This window comes from Flavobacterium sp. N2038 (genome assembly GCF_025947185.1).
Classification (GTDB): domain Bacteria; phylum Bacteroidota; class Bacteroidia; order Flavobacteriales; family Flavobacteriaceae; genus Flavobacterium.
Map to the genome: position 1 here is coordinate 1,450,806 of NZ_CP110001.1, position 21,770 is coordinate 1,472,575.

The 21,770-nt window shown below is 33.3% G+C and carries 22 protein-coding genes and 1 tRNA gene; 8 read left to right on the forward strand and 15 right to left on the reverse strand.

All coding sequences use genetic code 11. The annotated features are described in order from the left end of the window. Window positions 1–4 precede the first annotated feature (4 nt). Together trxA and recF are read right to left on the reverse strand one after the other, a co-directional pair. Window positions 5–700, reverse strand: a complete 696-nt coding sequence (gene trxA / locus OLM51_RS06550; RefSeq protein ID WP_264553546.1) for a thioredoxin — start codon at window positions 698–700, stop codon at window positions 5–7. 188 nt (window positions 701–888) lie between these two features. Continuing rightward, on the reverse strand, window positions 889–1,968 hold the full coding sequence (gene recF / locus OLM51_RS06555; protein ID WP_264553547.1) for a DNA replication/repair protein RecF: 1,080 nt from the start codon (window positions 1,966–1,968) through the stop codon (window positions 889–891). A gap of 240 nt (window positions 1,969–2,208) precedes the next feature. Between recF and OLM51_RS06560 the strand changes: the two genes are divergently transcribed. The 7 genes from OLM51_RS06560 (at window position 2,209) to OLM51_RS06590 (ending at window position 9,278) form a co-directional block, all read left to right on the forward strand. Continuing rightward, on the forward strand, window positions 2,209–2,988 hold the full coding sequence (locus tag OLM51_RS06560; RefSeq protein ID WP_264553548.1) for a tetratricopeptide repeat protein: 780 nt from the start codon (window positions 2,209–2,211) through the stop codon (window positions 2,986–2,988). A gap of 82 nt (window positions 2,989–3,070) precedes the next feature. Next, the gene (gene ribH / locus OLM51_RS06565) at window positions 3,071–3,643 is read left to right on the forward strand and encodes a 6,7-dimethyl-8-ribityllumazine synthase (protein WP_264553549.1); all 573 of its coding nucleotides are present in this window, start codon (window positions 3,071–3,073) and stop codon (window positions 3,641–3,643) included. A 135-nt stretch (window positions 3,644–3,778) separates the two neighbouring features. Then, complete coding sequence (locus tag OLM51_RS06570) at window positions 3,779–4,462, forward strand: DUF6624 domain-containing protein (protein ID WP_264553550.1); 684 nt, start codon at window positions 3,779–3,781, stop codon at window positions 4,460–4,462. Between the two features lie 159 nt (window positions 4,463–4,621). Then, window positions 4,622–6,559, forward strand: coding sequence for a DNA mismatch repair endonuclease MutL (gene mutL, locus OLM51_RS06575; protein ID WP_264553551.1), 1,938 nt, complete (start codon window positions 4,622–4,624; stop codon window positions 6,557–6,559). After that, window positions 6,556–7,305 carry a rhomboid family intramembrane serine protease gene (locus OLM51_RS06580; RefSeq protein ID WP_264553552.1) on the forward strand — a complete coding sequence of 250 codons (750 nt, stop codon included), beginning with the start codon at window positions 6,556–6,558 and terminating at the stop codon, window positions 7,303–7,305. The genes mutL and OLM51_RS06580 overlap by 4 nt, the downstream gene beginning before the upstream one ends. A 45-nt stretch (window positions 7,306–7,350) precedes the next feature. Beyond that, the gene (locus OLM51_RS06585; RefSeq protein WP_264553553.1) at window positions 7,351–8,214 is read left to right on the forward strand and encodes a rhomboid family protein; all 864 of its coding nucleotides are present in this window, start codon (window positions 7,351–7,353) and stop codon (window positions 8,212–8,214) included. 17 nt (window positions 8,215–8,231) lie between these two features. Next, window positions 8,232–9,278: an endonuclease/exonuclease/phosphatase family protein gene (locus tag OLM51_RS06590; protein ID WP_264553554.1), complete on the forward strand. Its 1,047-nt coding sequence runs from the start codon at window positions 8,232–8,234 to the stop codon at window positions 9,276–9,278. A 53-nt stretch (window positions 9,279–9,331) separates the two neighbouring features. Here OLM51_RS06590 and OLM51_RS06595 read toward each other — a convergent pair whose 3' ends face one another. From OLM51_RS06595 to OLM51_RS06650, 12 genes are all read right to left on the reverse strand, one after another. Next, a complete protein-coding gene (locus tag OLM51_RS06595) occupies window positions 9,332–9,952 on the reverse strand; it encodes a WbqC family protein (protein WP_264553555.1) in 621 nt (206 codons plus the stop codon). Window positions 9,953–10,054: 102 nt separating this feature from the next. Continuing rightward, window positions 10,055–11,629 (reverse strand): signal peptidase I, encoded by a 1,575-nt coding sequence (lepB, locus tag OLM51_RS06600; RefSeq protein ID WP_264553556.1) that lies wholly within the window; start codon window positions 11,627–11,629, stop codon window positions 10,055–10,057. 57 nt (window positions 11,630–11,686) lie between these two features. Further along, window positions 11,687–12,388 (reverse strand): 4-hydroxy-tetrahydrodipicolinate reductase, encoded by a 702-nt coding sequence (dapB, locus tag OLM51_RS06605; protein WP_264553557.1) that lies wholly within the window; start codon window positions 12,386–12,388, stop codon window positions 11,687–11,689. 39 nt (window positions 12,389–12,427) lie between these two features. Further along, window positions 12,428–12,997: a DUF5683 domain-containing protein gene (locus tag OLM51_RS06610; protein WP_264553558.1), complete on the reverse strand. Its 570-nt coding sequence runs from the start codon at window positions 12,995–12,997 to the stop codon at window positions 12,428–12,430. After that, window positions 12,997–13,899 (reverse strand): ParB/RepB/Spo0J family partition protein, encoded by a 903-nt coding sequence (locus OLM51_RS06615; protein WP_264553559.1) that lies wholly within the window; start codon window positions 13,897–13,899, stop codon window positions 12,997–12,999. Before OLM51_RS06615 ends, OLM51_RS06610 begins: the two co-directional genes overlap by 1 nt. A gap of 5 nt (window positions 13,900–13,904) precedes the next feature. Beyond that, window positions 13,905–14,672, reverse strand: a complete 768-nt coding sequence (locus OLM51_RS06620) for a ParA family protein (protein ID WP_133525366.1) — start codon at window positions 14,670–14,672, stop codon at window positions 13,905–13,907. 325 nt (window positions 14,673–14,997) lie between these two features. Further along, complete coding sequence (locus OLM51_RS06625; protein WP_264553560.1) at window positions 14,998–15,393, reverse strand: septal ring lytic transglycosylase RlpA family protein; 396 nt, start codon at window positions 15,391–15,393, stop codon at window positions 14,998–15,000. A gap of 455 nt (window positions 15,394–15,848) precedes the next feature. After that, a complete protein-coding gene (locus OLM51_RS06630; protein ID WP_264553561.1) occupies window positions 15,849–16,451 on the reverse strand; it encodes a DUF6705 family protein in 603 nt (200 codons plus the stop codon). A gap of 70 nt (window positions 16,452–16,521) precedes the next feature. Beyond that, window positions 16,522–17,127 carry a DUF6705 family protein gene (locus OLM51_RS06635; RefSeq protein WP_264553562.1) on the reverse strand — a complete coding sequence of 202 codons (606 nt, stop codon included), beginning with the start codon at window positions 17,125–17,127 and terminating at the stop codon, window positions 16,522–16,524. 69 nt (window positions 17,128–17,196) lie between these two features. After that, window positions 17,197–17,739 (reverse strand): DUF6705 family protein, encoded by a 543-nt coding sequence (locus OLM51_RS06640; RefSeq protein ID WP_264553563.1) that lies wholly within the window; start codon window positions 17,737–17,739, stop codon window positions 17,197–17,199. A gap of 71 nt (window positions 17,740–17,810) precedes the next feature. Further along, the gene (locus OLM51_RS06645; protein WP_264553564.1) at window positions 17,811–19,187 is read right to left on the reverse strand and encodes a hypothetical protein; all 1,377 of its coding nucleotides are present in this window, start codon (window positions 19,185–19,187) and stop codon (window positions 17,811–17,813) included. Window positions 19,188–19,560: 373 nt separating this feature from the next. Then, window positions 19,561–19,635: transfer RNA gene (locus tag OLM51_RS06650), tRNA-Pro, on the reverse strand. A 178-nt stretch (window positions 19,636–19,813) separates the two neighbouring features. Between OLM51_RS06650 and trxB the strand changes: the two genes are divergently transcribed. Beyond that, window positions 19,814–20,761: a thioredoxin-disulfide reductase gene (gene trxB, locus OLM51_RS06655; RefSeq protein ID WP_264553565.1), complete on the forward strand. Its 948-nt coding sequence runs from the start codon at window positions 19,814–19,816 to the stop codon at window positions 20,759–20,761. A gap of 169 nt (window positions 20,762–20,930) precedes the next feature. Here the strand turns inward: trxB and OLM51_RS06660 are convergent, their stop codons facing one another. Continuing rightward, a complete protein-coding gene (locus tag OLM51_RS06660; RefSeq protein WP_264553566.1) occupies window positions 20,931–21,764 on the reverse strand; it encodes a DUF2807 domain-containing protein in 834 nt (277 codons plus the stop codon). Window positions 21,765–21,770: the final 6 nt, after the last annotated feature.

The following is a 21,770-nucleotide window of genomic DNA, read 5'->3' on the forward strand; positions in this document are numbered from 1 at the left end:
TAATTTATTGCAGTTGTTTTTTTAAATTCTCTTCGCTCACAAAACCTATAGTTTTCGATTCTATGGTTTTGTTTTTGTATAATAGTAAAGTAGGAAGCTGATTAACTTTTAGCTGCTCTGCCAAAGCTTTGTTTTTATCAACATCAATTCTGATTATAGTTACTTTGTCTGCCATTTCTTTTTGCAATTTTAAAAGAAACGGTTCCATTTGTTTGCAAGGACCACACCATTCAGCATAAAAATCAATAAGTACCTTTTTATCTGTTTTTAATAAATCATTAAATTCACTCATTGTCATTCCGGTTTCTGCTGGCGATGCGCCAGACACTTCTCCGGTCCAGTTCATGATTCCTCCGTCTAATTCGTAAACGGTTGTAAAACCTAATTCTTTTAATTTTGCGGCAGCTTTTTTACTTCTCCCGCCGCTTAAACAATATACAAAAACAGGTTTCGATTTATCATAAGCTTCGGCTTTAGCAGTAAAATCTTCGCCATTCCAGTTTAAATTGACTGCATTTTTAAGATGTTCAGATTCAAATTCGTCAGGAGTTCTAACGTCTAAGATTTGCGGACTTTCAGTGGTTTTAATTTTCTCTGCAAATTCTTTCGGAGCAATAGACTCAAATGGTTTTGTTGTTTGATTGTTACAGGCAACTAAAAAGGTAAAAAGTAATAATGGTAAAATTTTAGAGAACTTCATGAGTCTGAATTTAAAAATAGTAGGGCTAAAATAAGGATTTTTCAATCTTGAATTTAGAAGTTAGCCCCGAATTAACACAAAATTTTGAGGAATTTGGTGTTGCTGGATTTTGGTAAAGTCTTTAGTCTTTCTAAATTTTCAATGAAAGTTACTCCAATCAATTGACGGAATTCCTGACAAAGAAAATTTTATAGATTGAATATTTTATAACTCTGGTGTGTTGATTTTACAATTGCTTCAGTACGTTCCGGATGTGTATCTGAAATAAAAAGCTGTCCAAAAGTTTCACTGTTTACCATTTCTACAATTTTGGCAACACGGGTTTCGTCCAGTTTGTCAAAAATATCATCAAATAATAAGATAGGTTTTACACCACTTTGTTTTTTTAAAAATTCAAACTGAGCCAGTTTTAAAGCGATCAAAAAAGATTTTTGCTGTCCTTGCGAACCAAATTTCTTAATAGGGTGAGAGTCAATTTCAAAAGAAAGATCGTCTTTATGAATTCCCGAACTTGTATAATGCAAGGCCCTGTCTTTATTAATGCTTTCCTGTAGAAGTGTTAAAAGATCTTTTTCGAACAGATGGCTTTCATAAACCAATTGTACTTTTTCTTCAGATCCCGTTATTGCATGGTGATGTGTATTGAATATCGGGATAAATTGTTGCAGAAAATCTTTTCGTTTTTCAAAGATCGATTTACCGTATTCATTCAGTTGCTCATTATATATAGATAAGGTATCATTGTCAAAAGTATGATTGAGTGCAAAGTACTTCAAAAGGGCATTTCGCTGTACAATCACTTTTTGATATTGTATAAGTTGATGCAGATAGGTTGAATCTAATTGTGAAATAACACTATCCATAAATTTCCGGCGTGTTTCACTTCCTTCAACAATTAAATCACGATCAGCCGGCGAAATAATTACAAGCGGAATAAAACCAATATGATCTGAAAATTTATCGTAGGCTTTGCCATTTCTTTTTAGAACTTTTTTTTGTCCTTTTTTTAAACTGCAAACAATCTGCTCTGTTCTTTCATTTTTTTCTAACTCAGCATCAATTACAAAAAACTCTTCTCCGTGCTTTATATTCTGAACGGCAAGCGGATTAAAATAGCTTTTTCCATACGCCAAATGATAAATGGCATCAAGTACATTGGTTTTTCCAATGCCATTTTTCCCCACAAAACAATTGATCTTGATATCGAAATCAAAATTGGCTTCGGCGAAATTTTTATAATTGAATAAAGAAATTTTGTTTAAATGCATTTTTTAAGAAACTCTAAGAGAAAATTACTGTTTTGAAACAGTAAAATTAAGAATGTAAAATTATCTAATTTTATCGATATAAAAGGGTTTTGGCGCGTTTCAAGTTGATTTATTTTGATGCTGATGTGAAAGGAGTTAGCATTCTTAAAAATATTTGTTTTAAAATAGTGATAAAATTGATTTTTTTTACCTCAGTTTCAATAAAAATTTTATTTTTGCCGTTCACTAAATTAATTTTAAATGGCTACTTACAATAAAAGAGGATATAAAGCACCGAAAGAGAAGGAAGTAAAAGAGGTAACTGAAGAACAACAGGTAATTATTGACGAAAAAGACAGCAGAACTGCTGAGGTTTTTTCGAAATTAGATGAAACTGCTTCAAGAACTGAGGATTGGGTTGCTAAAAATCAAAAAATCATTATTGGTTTAGTTGCTGGTATTGCAGTTGCTACTATTGGTTATTTGGCTTACCAAAAATTTATTGAAACTCCTAAACAAGATGAAGCTGCAAATGAAATGTTTGTTGCTCAGCAAAACTTTCAAAAAGCAGTTGATGGTGTAGCAAGTGATTCATTGTATAAATTGGCTTTGAATGGTTCTGAAGGGAAATTCGGATTCATAAAAATTGCTGACGAGTATTCTGGAACAGATGCTGGAAATTTAGCAAATTACTATGCTGGTATGGCATATTTGAATACAGGTAAATTTGATGATGCAATTAAATACCTGGGGAACTTCAAATCTGAGGATATGATTTTAAGTGCTTTGTCAAAAGGTGCAATTGGAGATGCTTACTCTCAAAAAAATCAACAAAAAGAAGCTTTAGAGTATTATGTAAAAGCAGCTGAGTCTAACAAAAATGACTTTACAACGCCACGTTTCTTATTGAAAGCTGGTAAAACGGCTCTTGCATTAGGTCAAAAAGAAGATGCTTTGAAGTATTTAACAGATATTAAAGATAACTTCGACGGAACTCCGGAAGCTGCTTCTGTTGATGCTTTGATTGGATTAGCTCAATAAAAATTTTAGACTTTAGATTTAAGATTGTAGATTTGTAGTTAAGAATTTAAATTCTAAAATCAAAAATCTAAAATAGTACAGAATGGCTACTGAAAATAAAAATTTATCAGAATACGATAAAAACACAATCCCAAATGCGAAAGACTTTCGATTTGGGATTGTTGTTTCTGAGTGGAACGAAACGATAACAGAAGGACTTTATAACGGAGCTTTTGATGCCTTAGTTGATTGTAATGTTCCTGCACAACAAATCATTCGCTGGAATGTTCCGGGGAGTTTTGAGTTGATTTATGGCGCAAAAAAAATGCTGCAAACGCAGAATGTTGATGCTGTTATTGTAATTGGCTGTGTTATTCAGGGAGAAACAAAACATTTTGATTTTGTTTGTGAAGGTGTAACGCAAGGAATTAAAGATTTGAATGTTCAAACAGATATTCCGGTTATCTTTTGTGTTTTAACAGATAATAACATGCAACAGTCTATTGATAGAAGTGGAGGAATTCACGGAAATAAAGGGACTGAGGCGGCAATTGCGGCAATTAAAATGGCATATATTCGCCAACAGGCTTCAATGTCACATCCGTTTAATCAGCCATTATTATCTTCCGGTGCGCTTCAAATCGAAGATACACCTCGAAAAATAGAAAACGAATAAAACTCAGTTTTAGAATACTAAAGCCTATGTCTTTAAAAAGATATAGGCTTTTTTTTATGCTTTTTTTGTGATTTTACTAAGAATGAGATGTTTAAGATTTGTATTACATTTGAGATGATTCAAAACGAAATTCTTATGAAAAAACTAGTACTATTTATTTTTCTTATTTCATGTTTTAGTATACTTAATGCTCAGTCTAAGATTAATCAAGGTCTAAAAGCAGCATTAGATTCGATTATGAAATCTGATCAGATTCTGAGAGAATATATAGATTCTGAAACAACTGAGGTTAGGAAAAAAGAAATCTTAAAAGAGATAGGACGTGAAAACGATGCCACTTTCAGAAATAGAATCTGGTTGACTATAAATACACAAGATTCTATTAATTTAATAAAAGTAGAAAAGATAATTGCGAGTTATGGTTATCCGGGAAAAAGTTTAGTAGGAGAACCTACAAATATAGCTGCGTGGTATGTTATTCAGCATACTTCTAAAATTGCTAAATATTTGCCTTTGATTGAAAAGGAAGCTAAAAGAGGTGAAATACCTTTTACTAATTTTGCTATGATGCAGGATCGTTGTCTGACCCAGCAGGGAAAAGAACAAATTTATGGAACGCAGGGACAGGGAAAATATGTGTTGAATAAAGAAACCGGTAAGAATGAATTTTTTAGTTATGTTTCTCCTATAAAAAATCCCGAAAAAGTTAATGAACTTAGAAAGAAAGCCGGTTTTACTACGACTGTAGAAGAAAATGCAGAGCGAATGGGTATAAAATATAAGATTTATTCACTAGATGAAATTGCAAAAATGAAGTAATTTGTCTTGAGGTAATGTGCAATCTTTCTGTTTTTTAGACTATTGTAGTTTTTGTTTTTTTTATGATATTCCATATCTCAAAAGCCAAGCAAAATTCACTAAATTTGTGCTTCTTGGTTTTTATTCTAAACCGTAAACTTTAAAACTATTTTTACTTAAATGTCGAGTATTATTCAATTACTTCCTGATCACGTTGCTAACCAGATTGCTGCTGGAGAAGTGGTTCAAAGGCCCGCTTCAGTCGTAAAAGAACTGTTAGAAAATGCTGTTGATGCAAAGGCAACTGATATCAAGTTAATTATAAAAGATGCCGGCAAATCTTTGGTTCAGGTTATTGATAATGGTCAGGGAATGACGGTTACTGATGCTCGTTTATGTTTTGAGCGTCACGCTACTTCAAAAATTCGCCAGGCAGAGGATTTGTTTTCACTTCATACTAAAGGGTTTCGTGGTGAAGCTTTGGCTTCTATTGCTGCGATTGCGCATATGGAAATGAAAACAAAACAAGATCAGGATGAACTGGGAACACATATTGTTATTGAGGGAAGTAAATTTATCTCGCAGGAAGTGGCGGTTTTGCCAAAAGGAACCTCATTTGCTGTTAAAAACTTATTTTTTAATATTCCGGCACGTCGTAATTTCTTAAAGTCAGATACGGTTGAATTTCGTCATGTAATGGATGAATTTCAGCGTGTAGCTCTGGCACATCCAAACATTCATTTTAGTTTTTACCATAACGGAAGCGAATTGTATAATTTGCCTGCCGCAGGATATCGCCAGCGAATTGTTGGGATTATGTCTGGTAAAACCAATGAAAAGTTAGTTCCGGTTACAGAAGATACAGAAATTATAAATGTTCAGGGTTTTGTTTGTAAACCTGAATTTGCGAAGAAAAACAGGGGAGAACAGTTCTTTTTTGTAAACGATCGTTTTATCAAAAGCGGGTATTTGCATCATGCAGTCATGGCGGCTTATGACGGACTTTTGAAAGATGGTTCGCAGCCTAGTTATTTTTTATTTTTGCAGGTTCCGCCTAATACAATTGATATCAATATTCATCCAACAAAAACAGAAATTAAGTTTGATGATGAGCAAGCATTATATGCTATTTTAAGAGCCTCAATAAAGCATAGTTTAGGGCAATTTAATGTGGCTCCGGTTTTGGATTTTGACAGAGATGCAAATTTAGACACGCCATATCATTATAAAGATTTAGAGGCTGAAACGCCAACCATTCAGGTTGATGGAAGTTTTAATCCGTTTACAGACGATAAAACAAATCAGCATTATACAAAATCGGGTTCGGGATATAGCTCAGGATCAGGGTCAACATATAGTTCAGGATCAGGATCATCATCATCTGGGTCGTCTTATTCAGGTTATTCTAAGCGAGTAGAGCCTACTGCAAGCTGGGAAAGTTTGTATGTTGGTCTGGATGTAGAAAGTACTGAGAGTATTGAGAGTTCGCCATTTACATTTGAAAATGAAGAAGTAACTTCTTCTTTGTTTAATGATGATGAGGTAGAGCAGGCAAGTCAGAAAACATATCAGATTCATAAAAAATACATCGTTTCGCCTATTAAATCCGGAATGGTGATTGTAGATCAGCAACGTGCGCATCAGCGTATTTTGTATGAACAGTTCCTTTTAAATATGACGGTAAATCAAGCCTCTAGTCAACAGTTGCTTTTTCCATTGGATTTATTTTATTCGGCATCAGAAATGGAATTGATTGAGGAATTAAAACCTTCATTGGAAACTACCGGATTTGTTTTTGATGAGGCAAAAACAGATCATGTTGTAATTTCGGGAATTCCTGTAAATATTACAGAGAGTGAGGTTTCTATGGTAATTGAGCAATTATTAAGCGACCTCCAGGACGGAATTCCAGCCAATAGTTATAGTCAGAATGATACGATAGCCAAATCGATGGCAAAAAGTTTGGCGGTTAAAACCGGATCTTATTTGACCGAAAAAGAACAAGATAATTTAGTAAACGGTTTGTTTGGTTGTAAAGATCCCAATATATCACCTTTTCAGAAACCTACTTTTATCACGATGCGTGTTGAAGATATAGATAAAAAGTTTGCCTTATGATGAATATAACTCCTGTTGTAAAACAACTGCTTGTAATTAATATTATATTTTTTATTGGTGCTCAGTTAGTGCCTGTTTCTTATGAATATTTAGCGCTTTTTTTTCCTGAAAATCCCGGGTTTAAGATTTGGCAGCCAATAACTCATATGTTTATGCATGGAGGATTTGCTCATATTGCATTTAATATGTTTGCATTATATTCTTTTGGCTCGACCTTAGAGCATTTTTGGGGAGGGAAGAAATTTTTGTTTTTCTATATTTCTTGTGGACTTGGTGCGGCATTGGTAAATTTTGCTGTGAATTATTATTTCTATCAGGATAGTTTAAACATTTTACTCGCAAATGGTTTTCATAAACCTGATATTTTGAGTTTGTTAAACGAAGGTAAAATCGATACAAGATGGCAACAAATCCTAACAGTTTCAGAGTTTAAGCACTTTACAGAGGCTTATTTAGGAACAGTTGTAGGAGCATCTGGAGCTATTTATGGATTGCTTATTGCATTTACTTTTATGTTTCCAAATGCAGAACTTGGAATTATGTTTATACCAATTCCGATAAAAGCGAAGTATTTTGTGCCAGTATACATGCTTTTATTTGATGGTTTTTTTGGAATATTTGGAAACTCTTTAATGGGAATAGATTCTGGAATTGCACATTACGCTCATATTGGTGGTGCGTTTTTTGGCTTTATGATTATGTGGTACTGGAAAAAAAATCAGTTTAATAACAATCGTTGGAATTAATTTTTAACTTTAATTAATTAACTTTAAAGACCAAAAGAAGACTTTATGAATATTCTTGACGATTTAAAATTGCAATATAGATTGGGAGGTATAGCAATGCGTGTTATTTATTGGAATGTCGCTTGTTTCTTGATTTCTTTAGTTTTTTTCTATCAATATTCTGGTGGCGGTTTTGCTTATCCGAGTTGGCTGGCATTGTCCTCAGATCCTCAGGTTTTTTTATTTAAGCCATGGACGTTTTTAACTTATGCTTTCTTTCATTTTGATTTTTGGCATCTGTTGTTTAATATGATGGTACTAAATTTTGCAAGCAATTTGTTTCTGACTTTTTTTACTCAAAAGCAGTATTTAGGACTATATATTCTGGGAGCTGTTTTTTCCGGAATTGCATTTGCTTTGAGTTTTTATATTTTAAATATATCAGCTCCAATAGTTGGAGCATCAGCCGCAATTATGGCAATTTTAGTTGCTGTAACCACTTACCAGCCGCTTATGGGTGTGCGCCTTATGTTTTTTGGTAATGTAAAATTGTGGCATATAACAGCTGTAATTTTAATTTTAGATTTAATGCAGTTTCGTTTAGGTAATATGGGAGGTCATATCTCGCATTTAGCCGGAGCAGTTTTTGGCTTTATATTTATAAAATTGCTTCAAAATGGTACAGATTTGAGTATCATTGTTTCAAAAGTATTAGACTTTTTTACTAATCTTTTTAGAAAATCCCCAACGACCCCATTTACAAAAGTTCATAAAAATTACAAAAAACCTACAGAAAAAGTAACATCAAGAATTGTAACAAAAGACAAAACGCAACAACAAATTGATGAAATTTTAGATAAGATTAGCCAGTCTGGTTATGATTGTCTCACAAAAGAAGAAAAAGAGTTTTTATTTAAAGCTGGGAAATAATCCTTTTAGCAAATAATATGAAAAACCTTTCGTGGTTTAATAAAATAATGTTTTTTCTAAACATAGTGCTAACTGTGCTTACATTTAGTGTCTATGTTTTACCTTTTTTAGCACCTAAGAGCTTTCCGCTTTTATCGGTGCTTACGTTGTTTATGCCGGCCTTTTTTGTGTTAAACGGGTTCTTCTTTGTTTACTGGGCAATTCAGTTTAAAAAAAGACTTATTTTGTCTGGTTTGGTTTTGCTGACAGGTATTACATTTATTAGTAAATTTTATAAGTTTTCGGCAAAAGACTATGTAAAAGACGAAAAAGATTTCTCTGTAATGAGTTATAATGTTCGTCTTTTTAATGTTTTTAAATGGCTGGATCGCGATGATATTCCGGAGATGATTAAGGCGTTTATAGACGAGAAAGATCCTGATATTTTATGTATTCAGGAATATTCAAATTCAGCACATCTGGATTTAAAAGTGTATCCGCATCGTTATATTTTTATCGATGGAAACAAAATCAAAACCGGGCAGGCTATTTTTTCTAAGTTTCCTATTTTATACGAAGGGAATATAATCTTTCCTAATTCTGATAACAATGTTATTTATGCTGATATAAAGCGTGGTAAAGATATTATACGTGTTTATAATATGCACCTGCAGTCTATAAAGATCTCGCCGGATGTAAATGAGATTTCGAATGATATTGATAATGTAAATAAGAAAAAATCACAGCTTATTTATTCCAGAATTAGTAAAGGGTTTAGGCAGCAGCAGGAACAGGCTGAGATATTCAGAGATAATATCAAGCAATGTAAAAATCCAATTATTATTTGTGGAGACATGAATAATAGTCCCTTTTCGTATGTTTACCGAAATATAAAAGGAAAACTTAAGGATGCTTTTGAAGAAGCCGGAGAAGGATTCGGTGCTACTTATAAGTTTAAATATTATCCGGCGCGAATAGATTATATCTTTACTGACAATACAATGAAAGTAAAGCAATTTGAAAGCTTTCCTGATTTTGAAAACTCAGATCATTACCCAATAATGACAAGACTTTCAATGGAATAAAGTTGTAGAAAAAGCAATTTTTAGAAATCCAAATTCTAAAAATTTTAATAAAATTAAAGTCCTGTTAATTTCTGTGTTTTCAAATAATCTACTGCAAATTTACCTTCATTAAACATTAGGTCAAGAACGCTTAAATTGTTGATGAAGCCATGTTTGTCATCAAAAACCTGTGTATATTTTTCAAAAGTATTTGGATCTTTTTTTCCGTTTGCTAAATATCTAAAGTCAGAAATATTTTCCAGTTCGTGAAAATACTCAGTAGTTTTTCCGAACTCTAATTTCATTCGAAGACATTTTGATACAAGATCAAAAACTTCCAGATTTAAATCCATTAAATACGTGTGTTTTTTTTCGAAAACAGGAGCAATGTCATCTTCAAAAAATTCAAAGAAAGGAGAGCTTCTGTAAGCGGCTTCAAGGGATTTGAAATGTTGTTTTTGCCAGTCAAAATCGTTTTCTATTAAAACGTCTTTCGTTTTTTGATGCACCGATTTTGAATGCTTTATTGGAATGTTTAATAGCTGAATTCCATTAGGGCTATAAATATAAGTACGGTTCCTGTTGGTCTGCTTCTGAAAATTATCTTCCATCTCAAAAGTAATAGTCTCAGATTGAGCCATTACAGCAAAGTGACTGATTGAAGGGAAATAAGTAGGAAGTAGTATAGAATTCATTTTGTTTTCTTGTTTCAAGTTAAAAAGTTTCAGGTTTCAGGTTTCACGTTTATTACGTTAACTTGAAACCTGAAACCTGAAACAAAAATAACGTATTATTTTTTATGCTTTATTTTCTTTTCTTTTTCTCCAGAAAAAATCTCCGACAAAATATAGAGCCAGAACAATTAAGAAATATTTAAAGTAGGATTGCGGCTGACCTTCACCATCTACTGTGGTAAAGACTCTGCTCCATCTGATTTTATTAATTCCTTTACCATTAGTATCCCAACTCATCCAGATGAAAACAGGTTTTCCAACAATGTGATCTTCCGGAGTATAACCAAAGTAACGGGCGTCAAGAGAATTATGACGGTTGTCTCCCATCATCCAGTAGTAATTTTGTTTGAATGTATAAGTTGTAGCAGGTTTTCCGTTAATTAAAATTTCAGAACCTTTTACTTCTAATTTATTTCCTTCATAATTGGAGATGATTTCTTTGTATAACGGTAATACTTTAGTGTTTAAAGCAACTGTTTTTCCAGCCTGAGGAATGTATATTGGTCCCATATTGTCACAACTCCAATTGTTTGTTGTAGATGGTTTTCCGTCCTGATAATCCGGGAAAATACCATCTTCCGGACCTTTTACAATTTCTCTTTTTACGCCAGTAATTCCTGGTATGTTTTTTATTCTGTCAACACTCGCCTGGGTTAAGGCTCTAAAGTAAAGAGTGTCCCTGTTTTTGCCAGTAAAACCAGCACCGTCTGTGATGTCTAATTCTTTTAATAGTGCTTCAAAATCGATAGGCGTTTTACCATCGTATCCAACAGAATAAGAGTATTGAGGTTTAGCTCTTTCCGGTAATATTAGTTCTTTTCCGTTTATAAAAACAATACCATTTTTAATTTGTAATGAATCACCCGGAATACCAACGCAACGTTTTACGTAATTGGTTTTTTTGTCAATCGGTTTGTAGTAAAATTTATCGGCAGGAATATACATATTATATGCTGTATCTCTTGGCCAGTTGAATACTACAATATCATTGTTTTTTATTTTTTCAAAAGAAGGAAGTCTAAGGTAAGGTAATTGAGGCCAGCTCAAATACGATTTTACTTTTGCAAATGGAATAGTGTCATGAACCATTGGCAGAGCAACAGTGGTCATAGGAACTCTTGGTCCATAGTTTAGTTTGCTTACAAAAAGGAAATCTCCTATTAGCAATGATTTTTCTAATGACGAAGATGGAATTGTATAAGGCTGAACAACATAAGTATGTACTAAAGTTGCTACTATAACAGCAAAAAGAAGGGAGCTTATGGTGTCTGCCGTTTTGTTTTCCGGAGTAAGTGTTCTATTGGCGTTGTATTCTAATTTCTGAGTATAGTTTACATAGTAGATGTAAAATCCAAAAGTAAAAATTCCCAGAATAGTGTCTAAGGTTGTTTTTTTACCAAACGTTCTTAATGTTTCTACCCAAATTACCGGAAACATAATTAAGTTAATGATTGGTATAAAAAGGAGTAAAGTCCACCAGGTTGGTCTGCTGATGATTTTCATTAAAACGATAGCGTTATACACCGGAATTGCAGCTTCCCAACTTTTTCTTCCTGCTGCCTGATATAGTTTCCAGGTTCCTACAAAATGAATAATCTGTACGGCTAAGAAAAATACGAACCAAAGATATAGTGTCATAATATTTTGTTTATAGTTTTAGGTTTAAGATTTTAATTGATCTTAGACTTTATCAGTTTATTTTAAATTTAGAACATCTTTCATGCTGAAAATTCCTGTTTTTCCAACAATCCATTCAGCGGCAATAACGGCTCCCAAAGCAAAACCTTCGCGGTTGTGAGCGGTGTGTTTTAATTCGATGCTGTCAACAACTGAGTCATAAGTCACGGTATGAGTTCCCGGAACATCACCAATTCTTTTTGCTTCAATGTGAATTTCATTTTTTGCCGCCTCTTCTAAGGTCCAATTGTTGTAATTGCTGTTTTCGATAACACCTTTTGCTAATGAAATTGCTGTTCCGCTTGGCGCATCAAGTTTCTGAGTATGATGAATTTCTTCCATCGTTACTTTATAAGAATCAAATTGTGCCATTATTTTAGCCAGATACTCATTCAGTTCGAAGAAAATATTTACGCCTAAGCTAAAATTAGAGCTCGAAATAAATGCACCTTGTTTTTCATTACAAAGTTTTACCATTTCATCATAATGCTCTAACCATCCTGTGGTTCCTGAAACAACGGGAACATTTGCATTAAAACTATTTGATATGTTGGCAACGGCTGCAGTTGGAATACTGAAGTCGATTGCGACATCTGCGGTTGAAAGTCCGTCGTATGTGTTGAATTCGTCTTTCTTTAAAACAATTTCATGACCTCTTTCCAAAGCAATTCTTTCGATTACTTTACCCATTTTTCCGTATCCTAAAAGCGCAATTTTCATTTTGTAAGTGTTTGTTAATTTTAAATAGAAGGAAACTATTTAAAAACGATAATTAAAAGTTAGTCCAACGTTTGGTTTAAAAGTTACATCAGCAGGATAAATTTCCGGACGTAATGATAACCTTTCGTTTACGTTGAATTGAATCAGTGCTGCATCTACATTGGCATCGATGATATTTAAGACATAAAAACCGACAACAAACAAAGCAGATAAATCTCTGTTTCGCTGATAAAATTTTTGTCCTGCAACAAGTCTGTCATTGTCTAGATAGTCGTAGTTTCCGCCAGTTCCGGGACCATAACCTTCAAGCCTTCGTTTGTATTCGTCGCGATAATCGTGGTATTTTTTATTGTTGTCTATGTAAAAATATAAACTGGTACCAATGGCACCGTATACAATTGGAATTTTCCAGTATTTCTTGTTGTATGCCTGACCTAATCCTGGTAGAATTGCAGAGTAAAATGCTGCTTTTGCTGGTGTCAGTGGGTCTATTTCTTCTAACTTGGTAGTGTCTTTAGCGACCAAAACCGTTTCTTCTTTTGTCTGGGCAAAAAGAGAAACGGTTCCTATTAGAAAGAACAATAAACTTATGGGGACAATCTTATTCACTATCCGTTTATTAATTTTATAATTCTGTTAAAGTCGGCTTCAGAACTAAAAGGAATTGTAATTTTTCCTTTTCCGTTACCGGCGACTTTTATATCAACTTTTGAACCAAAATAATCGTTAAAAGTATTCTTTTGTGTTTCTCTGACAGTAAAAGAAGAATCTGCTTTAGGTTTTCCTTCCGCTTTTGGCTGCTGTCCTTCGTGGTAATTTTTAACTAAAGCTTCAGTTTCTCTAACAGAAAGGTTTTGACTTACAATCTTTTGGTAAATATCTGTCTGTACATCCAGATCTTCGATATTAATGATTGCTCTTCCGTGGCCCATACTGATAAAACCGTCACGAATACCTGTTTGAATAATCGGGTCAAGTTTTAATAAACGTAAGTAGTTAGCAATTGTAGAACGTTTTTTTCCAACGCGCTCACTCATTTGCTCTTGTGTTAATTGGATTTCATCAATTAAACGCTGGTAAGAAAGTGCAATCTCGATTGGGTCTAAGTCATGACGCTGAATATTTTCAACCAAAGCCATTACTAAAGACTCATTGTCATTAGCAATACGTATATATGCAGGAACGTGAGTTAGGCCAACTAAAGTTGAAGCTCGTAAACGACGCTCTCCAGAGATTAACTGATATTTGTTGAAGTCTAATTTTCGAACAGTGATAGGCTGAATCACACCAAGTTCTTTAATAGAAGTGGCTAATTCGCGTAATGACTCTTCGTTAAAATTGCTTCTTGGCTGAAATGGATTTATTTCGATAGCACTTATTTCAAGCTCAATAATATTTCCAACAACTTTATCAGCATTTTTGTCTTCTACTGATGTAATGTCGTTTTCCGGATCTTTTAGTAATGCTGATAATCCTCTTCCTAAGGCTTGTTTTTTAATTGCTTTTGTCATAAAAACTATTTGCTGTTTTTCTTTATAATTTCCTGAGCTAAATTAATGTAATTAACCGCTCCTTTGCTTGTAGCGTCATAGTTAATGATGCTTTCCCCAAAACTAGGTGCTTCACTTAATTTTACATTACGCTGAATAACGGTTTCAAAAACCATATCATTAAAGTGTTTTTGAACCTCTTCTACAACCTGATTTGATAAACGTAATCTTGAATCATACATGGTAAGTAATAATCCTTCGATATCAAGATCGGGGTTATGGATTTTTTGAATACTTTTTATAGTGTTCAGTAATTTTCCTAATCCTTCAAGTGCAAAATACTCACATTGAATAGGGATAACTACTGAATCTGCAGCCGTCAAAGCATTTAAGGTTAATAAACCTAAAGAAGGGGCACAGTCGATAATGATAAAATCATATTCTTCTTTTGCTTCTTCTAATGCTTTTTTAAGCATATACTCACGGTTTTCTTTGTCAACCAATTCAATTTCGATCGCAACAAGGTCAATGTGAGCAGGGATCACGTCAACATTTGGAGCTGTACATTTTAGAATGGCTTCTTTTGGTGTTACAGTATGTTCAAGAATTTGATAAGTTCCAACTTCAACTGATTCTACGTCAATTCCAAGACCAGATGTAGCATTGGCCTGAGGATCAGCGTCGATCAATAATACTTTTTTCTCTAAAACACCTAATGAGGCAGCAAGGTTTACTGATGTAGTAGTCTTTCCAACGCCTCCTTTTTGATTAGCAATAGCAATGATTTTGCCCATTTATTTTCTAAATTTTGAACCGTAAAAATACAATTATTTATGGTTTTTGAAAATCTATTTTGTTAACATTTAAGAAACTTCGGTTAATCGAGGTACGGTAAGTGTTTCAAAGAATTTAATTTGTGATATATGTTAAAATGATGACGGAATTTTATTCTGTTTTATCTTTTATTTTGGTAGAATAAGGATGGATATGTAATTTAAGTTTTAAGAAGTGCCTATAAAAAGATTTAATTCATTGTATTTAAATTTCTTTATTAACTTTCCTGATTGACATAAATAGGAGTGCAATTATGAATAAGTCCTCCTGATAGAAAGCTCTTTTTTAATTCGTTAAAACTTCAATTTTAACTTTAAGTGAGCCGCTTCCTTTGTTTGAAGCAATTTTTATAAAAGCTTTTTTTGTAAGATCAATTTCTCTCCTCTTACTATAAGGTCCTCTGTCGATAACTTCTACAATGACTGATTTGTTATTTTTTTCATTTGTGATTTTTAGTTTTGTTCCAAAGGGAAACTTTTTATGTGCTGCGGTAAATTTACTGTTATTGAATTTTCTGCCGCTCGCCGTTCTTTTTCCGTTGAATTTATCGTTGTAGTAAGATGCGTGTGCATGAGTTTTGTATAGCGTTAATTTTTCCGTTTTTTCGTTAGGGGCTGATTTTTTCTGTGCAAAAGAGAATGCAGAAAGAATTAAAATAATAAAGAGGGCTATTTTTTTCATTTAATAATTTTCTATTGATTTACAAAAAACGCCTATTTAAAAAATATAACCAAATGGATTAAGTTGTATTTATTCTAATGTAGTTAGTAATTACGGATAATAAATAGAATAGGAAAGAGTTACATAAATGTTTAAAATTAGATATTCTACTGGGTTTTCAATGGTTTTAGTAATTGGAGCGCGACAAATTGCCAGAATACCGCTTACCATGATTCGTTTCTCGAGGTTGAAATCCTGGGTTATGGTCAGGATCAGTAGGTTTTGTGCTTGATTTCATTCCTCCAAGCCTTCTGAACAACGTAATCATGGGGTACGTAATCCTGAATGCTTTTAGAATTGTATAGCTTTTTTATGAGAAGACTTCGGAGAGCGGAGATGATGTTTTTTAATAGAATAAATCCAATTAAAAAACGACAACAGTTCCATCTTTTGTTGTCGTTTTATAAGGAAGATTATTATTGTTTGATCAGGATATAAGTGCCAGGGGCAATGAAAGGTTGTTTTAGAACTTCTCCTTCTTTACGGGCAACAGGACCTATCCAGTATAAACTTAGTGCAATAGCAGCTTTGCCATTTACAGTCACTCTCCTGAGTTGTATATCTGCTGCGCTATGAGAATTATAATCTTTTAATCCTCCTTTTAGTCTTTTCTCATTCAGGGAACAATCCGAACAGCCCATTTCTTTTCCGGTAAGAATGTGATTTGAATTGATACTATGATCCCTTTGATCTTCATAGTACGTGTTTAATTTGTTTAGTGTATTGACCTTTTCTACACCATTTTCTATATACTGGTATTCGCCAATTAACAGGTCTTCAAAATAGATGCGATTATAGGATTCTTTCTTTTTTTGCAGTACGATTTTCCATACCTTAGTTCCGTTGGTGTACACATAGGTGCCTTCATAGGCTTCGAGTTGTTTTTTGGTGTCTTTACGATAAGAATTTGGTGTCTTTTTTATAATATTATCAAGATCTTCTAAATCGTATATAGGCAATTGTGCTCTGCAATTTGTAAGCAGGACAAAAAAGAATAATAGGGTGATATATTGTTTCATTGAGCAAATCTGATTTTTAAAAAAAAACGACAACAGTTCCATCTTTTGTTGTCGTTTTATAAGGACATTATTATTGCTTAATTAGGGTATAAGTGCCAGGAGCAATAAAAGGTTGTTTTAGAACTTCTCCCTCTTTACGGGCAACAGGACCCATCCAGTATAAACTTAGAGCGATAGCAGCTTTGCCGTTTACAGTCACTCTCCTAATTTGTATATCGGCAAAAGTGCTATCATAATTCGGATCTATTAATCCTCCTTTTAGTCTTTTCTCATTCAGGGAACAATCTGAACAGCCCATTTCTTTTCCGGTAAGAATGTGATTTGAATTGATACTATGATCCCTTTGATCTTCATAGTACGTATTCAATTTGTTTAGTGTATTGACCTTTTCTACACCATTTTCTATATACTGGTATTCGCCAATTAACAGGTCTTCAAAATAGATGCGATTATAGGATTCTTTCTTTTTTTGCAGTACAATTTTCCATACTGTAGTTCCGTTGGTGTACACATAAGTGCCCTCATAGGCTTCGAGTTGTTTTTTGGTGTCTTTACGATAAGAATTAGGAATCTCTTTTATAATATTATCAAGATCTTCTAAATCGTATATTGGCAATTGTGCTCTGCAAATTGTAAGCACAGTAAAAAAGCATAATAGGGTGATATATTGTTTCATTGAGCAAATCTGATTTAAAAAAAAACGACAACAATTTCATCTTGTGTTGTCGTTTTATAAGGAAGATTATTATTGTTTGATCAGGGTATAAGTGCCAGGAGCAATAAAAGGCTGTTTTAGAACTTCTCCTTCTTTACGGGCAACAGGACCTATCCAGTATAAACTTAGGGCAATAGCGGCTTTTCCATTTACAGTCACTCTCCTGAGTTGTATATCGGCTGCGCTATGCGAATTATAATCTTTTAATCCTCCTTTTAATCTTTTTTCATTTAAGGAACAATCGGAACAGCCCATCTCTTTTCCGGTAAGAATGTGATTTGAAGAGATACTATGATCGCTTTGATCTTCATAGTATGTATTCAATTTATTTAATGTATTGACTATTTCTACGCCATTTTCTATATACTGGTATTCGCCAATTAACAGGTCTTCAAAATAGATGCGATTATAGGATTCTTTCTTTTTTTGCAGTACAATTTTCAACACTGTAGTTCCATTGGTGTATACATAGGTGCCCTCATAGGCTTCGAGTTGTTTTTTGGTGTCTTTATGATAAGAATTAGGTATTTCTTTTAAAACGTTAGTAAGGTCTTCTATGTCGAATATTGGCATTTGTGCTCTGCAATTTGTAAGCACGGCAAAAAAGATTAATAGGGTGATATATTTTTTCATAAGTTTTAGTTTTAGTTGCAAGGGATACTGTTTACAGCAGTTTTGTTAGTATTTAGTTCTAGTTTATTCCATTTTGTTTCTATGGTGGTTTGGCTCATTTTATAAAGTTCTATCCCGTAATCATTAAATTGTTCTAAAAAGCTTTTTTCTAAATATCCTTTATTGTTGCTATATACTTTAGCTTGTTTTTTATGGATTAAATCATATTTTTCTTCTTCTGTTTTTCCAGAATAGATAGAGGCGTTAAAAACTCTATCCACTTTGTCTTGTAAGGCAGCAGCATCTCGTACTTTGATTACATAAATATTTACACTGCCATTGTCATTGGTTACAATACCATGAAAAACGGCTTCTTTTCTAATTTCACTTGCATTAGAATAAGCAAGTGCCAAAAAACGAACATCGGCAAATGAAAACATGGGAACACCATTTTTAGGATGTGAATGCCAGCCGCCAATATTAGTTCCTCCAGTTGTAAGCGCTACATTAAATTCAAATGGAGATTCTATAGGGGTGTAGAGATTGGTGTAGGTTTCGTCGGGATTCATTCTCATTTTTACTTCTACTCCAAATTCTTTATCATTTTGGGCAGCATTAACTTTTGTTTTTAACCATTCTATACTAGGCATCATATTGTTTGTATTAACCGGATCAACTGCTTTTTTTAACTGATCACATGGGTAACTGTCAAAAAAACCTGAAGTAGTATATCCGTAATTTAAACCACCACCACCACCATAATTCCAAGTATTGCGATACAATTGGGTATAGATATTATTGTAATAATAAGAGCCCATTTGAAAGATAGTAATAAAGCTTACGTAGTAATTTGGTGCATGGTAATTATTCTGTATTACTACCTCCTTAAGATCTATTGCTCCAGAGCTTTTATTTGTTAAAGCAGTCGAGAAAAATTGAGAAATATTTTCTCCGTTTTTTACTCTGTAACCATTAATAAATTCACCATCTAATGTACGGATCATAATTGTACCTGAAAAATTTGCTGTATTCATAGTTGTTTCTGGATACATACTATATACAACGGTTTTTAGTTCATTTTGAATTTTTACCATAAGTACTCTGCTATGTTCTTGTGTATTATTGGTAAGCAATGGTATTACGGTAAGTAATTGAGTGCTATTTGTAATTTCTTCTTGTGTAGCATGATTATAATCATAATCAAGAGTGGTTACTTGGGCTGATTTAGAGGTTAGAGAACTACTTTTTTGCTGTTTCAAAAATTGAATAGCATCATCTATGGGTACTGTTTGTAATAAACTCGTTGGTTTGTCTATTTTTTCATATTCTTCATTTTGACAATTGTTAAAAAATAAAGTTACTAAAAAAAGTAAGAATAATCTAAGCGTTGTGCGGTTGAATTTTTTCATAGGTTTTGATTTAGAATCTAAAATTAATAAAAAAACAGCTACAAAATTATGTTTTTAAAATATTTCTTACATTTTAAGAAAGAATATGAAATAGGATGTGTATTAGAAAGTAAATCTTTAATTTATTTTTTTAGAAAAATAGATATAAAAAAAGAGACACGATAGCTGTTCAGTTATATTTGAGTTTATTGCAAAAAAAAAGTCTTTTCAAAAAAATGAAAAGCCTTTTGTCGGGGTGGCAGTCCCGAAAGCTTTCGGGAGAACCTGTGGTCTTCCCGATCTTAATCGGAACGCGATAACCGTTCAGTATTATTTTAGTTTTTCTGTTTATTACAAAAAAAAAAGTCTTTTCAAAAAGATGAAAAGACTTTTGTCGGGGTGGCAGGATTCGAACCTGCGGCCTCCTGCTCCCAAAGCAGGCGCGATAACCGGGCTACGCTACACCCCGAAGATGTATTTTGTTGTAGTGCCCGAAAGCGGATGCAAAGATAGAAATAAATTTCATTTAGAAAAGAAAAAAATGAAAATAAATAAAACTTATTTTAAGATAGTTATTTCGGATTTATTTTGGGCGTTATTTTTTATAATAAAGTTTACATTTGCATCACAAAAAAACTATACACATTATGTCAGATACAATCGAAAAAATTAAATGCCTTATTATAGGTTCTGGTCCGGCAGGTTATACTGCGGCTATTTATGCAGCCAGAGCTAACATGAATCCGGTTTTATATCAGGGGATGCAGCCCGGAGGTCAATTGACTACTACTAATGAAGTAGAAAATTTCCCAGGTTATGTTGATGGTGTTACAGGACCAGAAATGATGATTCAGTTACAGGAACAAGCAAAACGTTTTGGTGCTGATATTCGTGATGGCTGGGCTACTAAAGTTGATTTTTCAGGAGATATTCATAAAGTTTGGATTAATGATACAATTGAATTGCACTGTGAAACTGTAATTATTTCTACAGGAGCAACTGCAAAATATTTGGGATTACCATCAGAGCAACATTACCTAAATATGGGTGGTGGAGTTTCAGCTTGTGCAGTTTGTGATGGATTTTTCTACAGAAATCAGGAAGTTGTGATTGTGGGGGCTGGAGATTCTGCTTGTGAGGAAGCACACTATTTATCTAAACTTTGTAAAAAAGTAACCATGTTGGTAAGAAGTGAGAAATTCAGAGCTTCTAAAATTATGGAAGAACGTGTTCGTAAAACAGAGAATATCGAGATTTTAATGAATCATGATACTGTTGAAGTAGTAGGAGATAACCAGGTGGTGCATGCAATTAAAGCACTAAATAAAACTACTGGAGAAGTTATCGAAATTCCTGCAACTGGTTTCTTCGTAGCAATTGGTCACAAACCAAATACAGATATCTTTAAGGATTATATTACATTAGATGAAACAGGATATATTGTAAATACTCCGGGAACTTCTAACACAAATGTGGCTGGTGTTTTTGTAGCCGGTGATGCTGCAGACCACGTATACCGTCAGGCAATTACTGCTGCGGGTACAGGTTGTATGGCTGCTCTGGATGCTGAAAGATATTTAGCTTCTAAAGACTAATTTTAGTTTTACGTTTTATTTGTTTCAGGTTTCAAGTTGTTGAAACGTTTAAAACTTTATCATAAAAAAATCCCCGTCTAAAACTTTAGACGGGGATTTTCTTTTTATGACGTTTCTAATTTTAAACCTGAAACCTGAAACCTGAAACTTGAAACCTGAAACAAAAAGCTTATTTTATCTTCTTCATTAATTTAGCTTCTTCAGAAAAACGAGTTAGTTGTATCGCAGGATTCCCAAAAAGAGAAAGTTCTGCTTTGTCTCCAACAGCAAGTGAAAGTGTGGTTTCGGCTAAAATTGTACCCACAGCATAATTCTCCGCCGTTACGTTAGCATCTTTTAAAGTGAATTTTGTTCCGGTAAAAATGGAATTATTATCTAAACGAATAGTTGCTTTTTCAGCAATACCTTCAATTGTAGCTGTTGTTTTTTGATATAAGTCGCATTTGAATTTTATTGCTGATACTAATGATTTTATTGCAGCATTTTTGCTTAATTGAATACTGGCATCTTCTGCTTTTAGATTTATTTCAGATCTGGATTTGTCATCTGCAATTAAACCGAATTTTTTTGCATTGACATTTAAATATAGTTTTGAATAATCAACACTATTAAAGGTAATGTCGTCTAATTTTAGTTCCTGAATAGCGTAAATTACAGCTTCGTTTTTTGCAATAACTTTGTTTAAAGTACCAGTGTAAATAACATGAACCGTTAATTTTTTAAAAATGGTACTTTCTTTTGATGTATATAAACGTAACGTTTTATCTCGTAAATCCATACCAACAATATCGTGTAGATTATCATCAGCTTCAATTTTGATTTCGTTTTTCTCACCGCGTTCTAAGTAAACTTCTAAATTGTCATCTACTTCGAGTCCGTCAAAACTTTCCACTTCTTTTATAGATGTGGTTACGATTTTAGTTCCTTTTACTTTTTCTCTTTTTTGAGCAAAGGTTAATGTGGTAATGCATAATAATAGGAGCAGGGCAGTACTTTTTTTCATTAATTC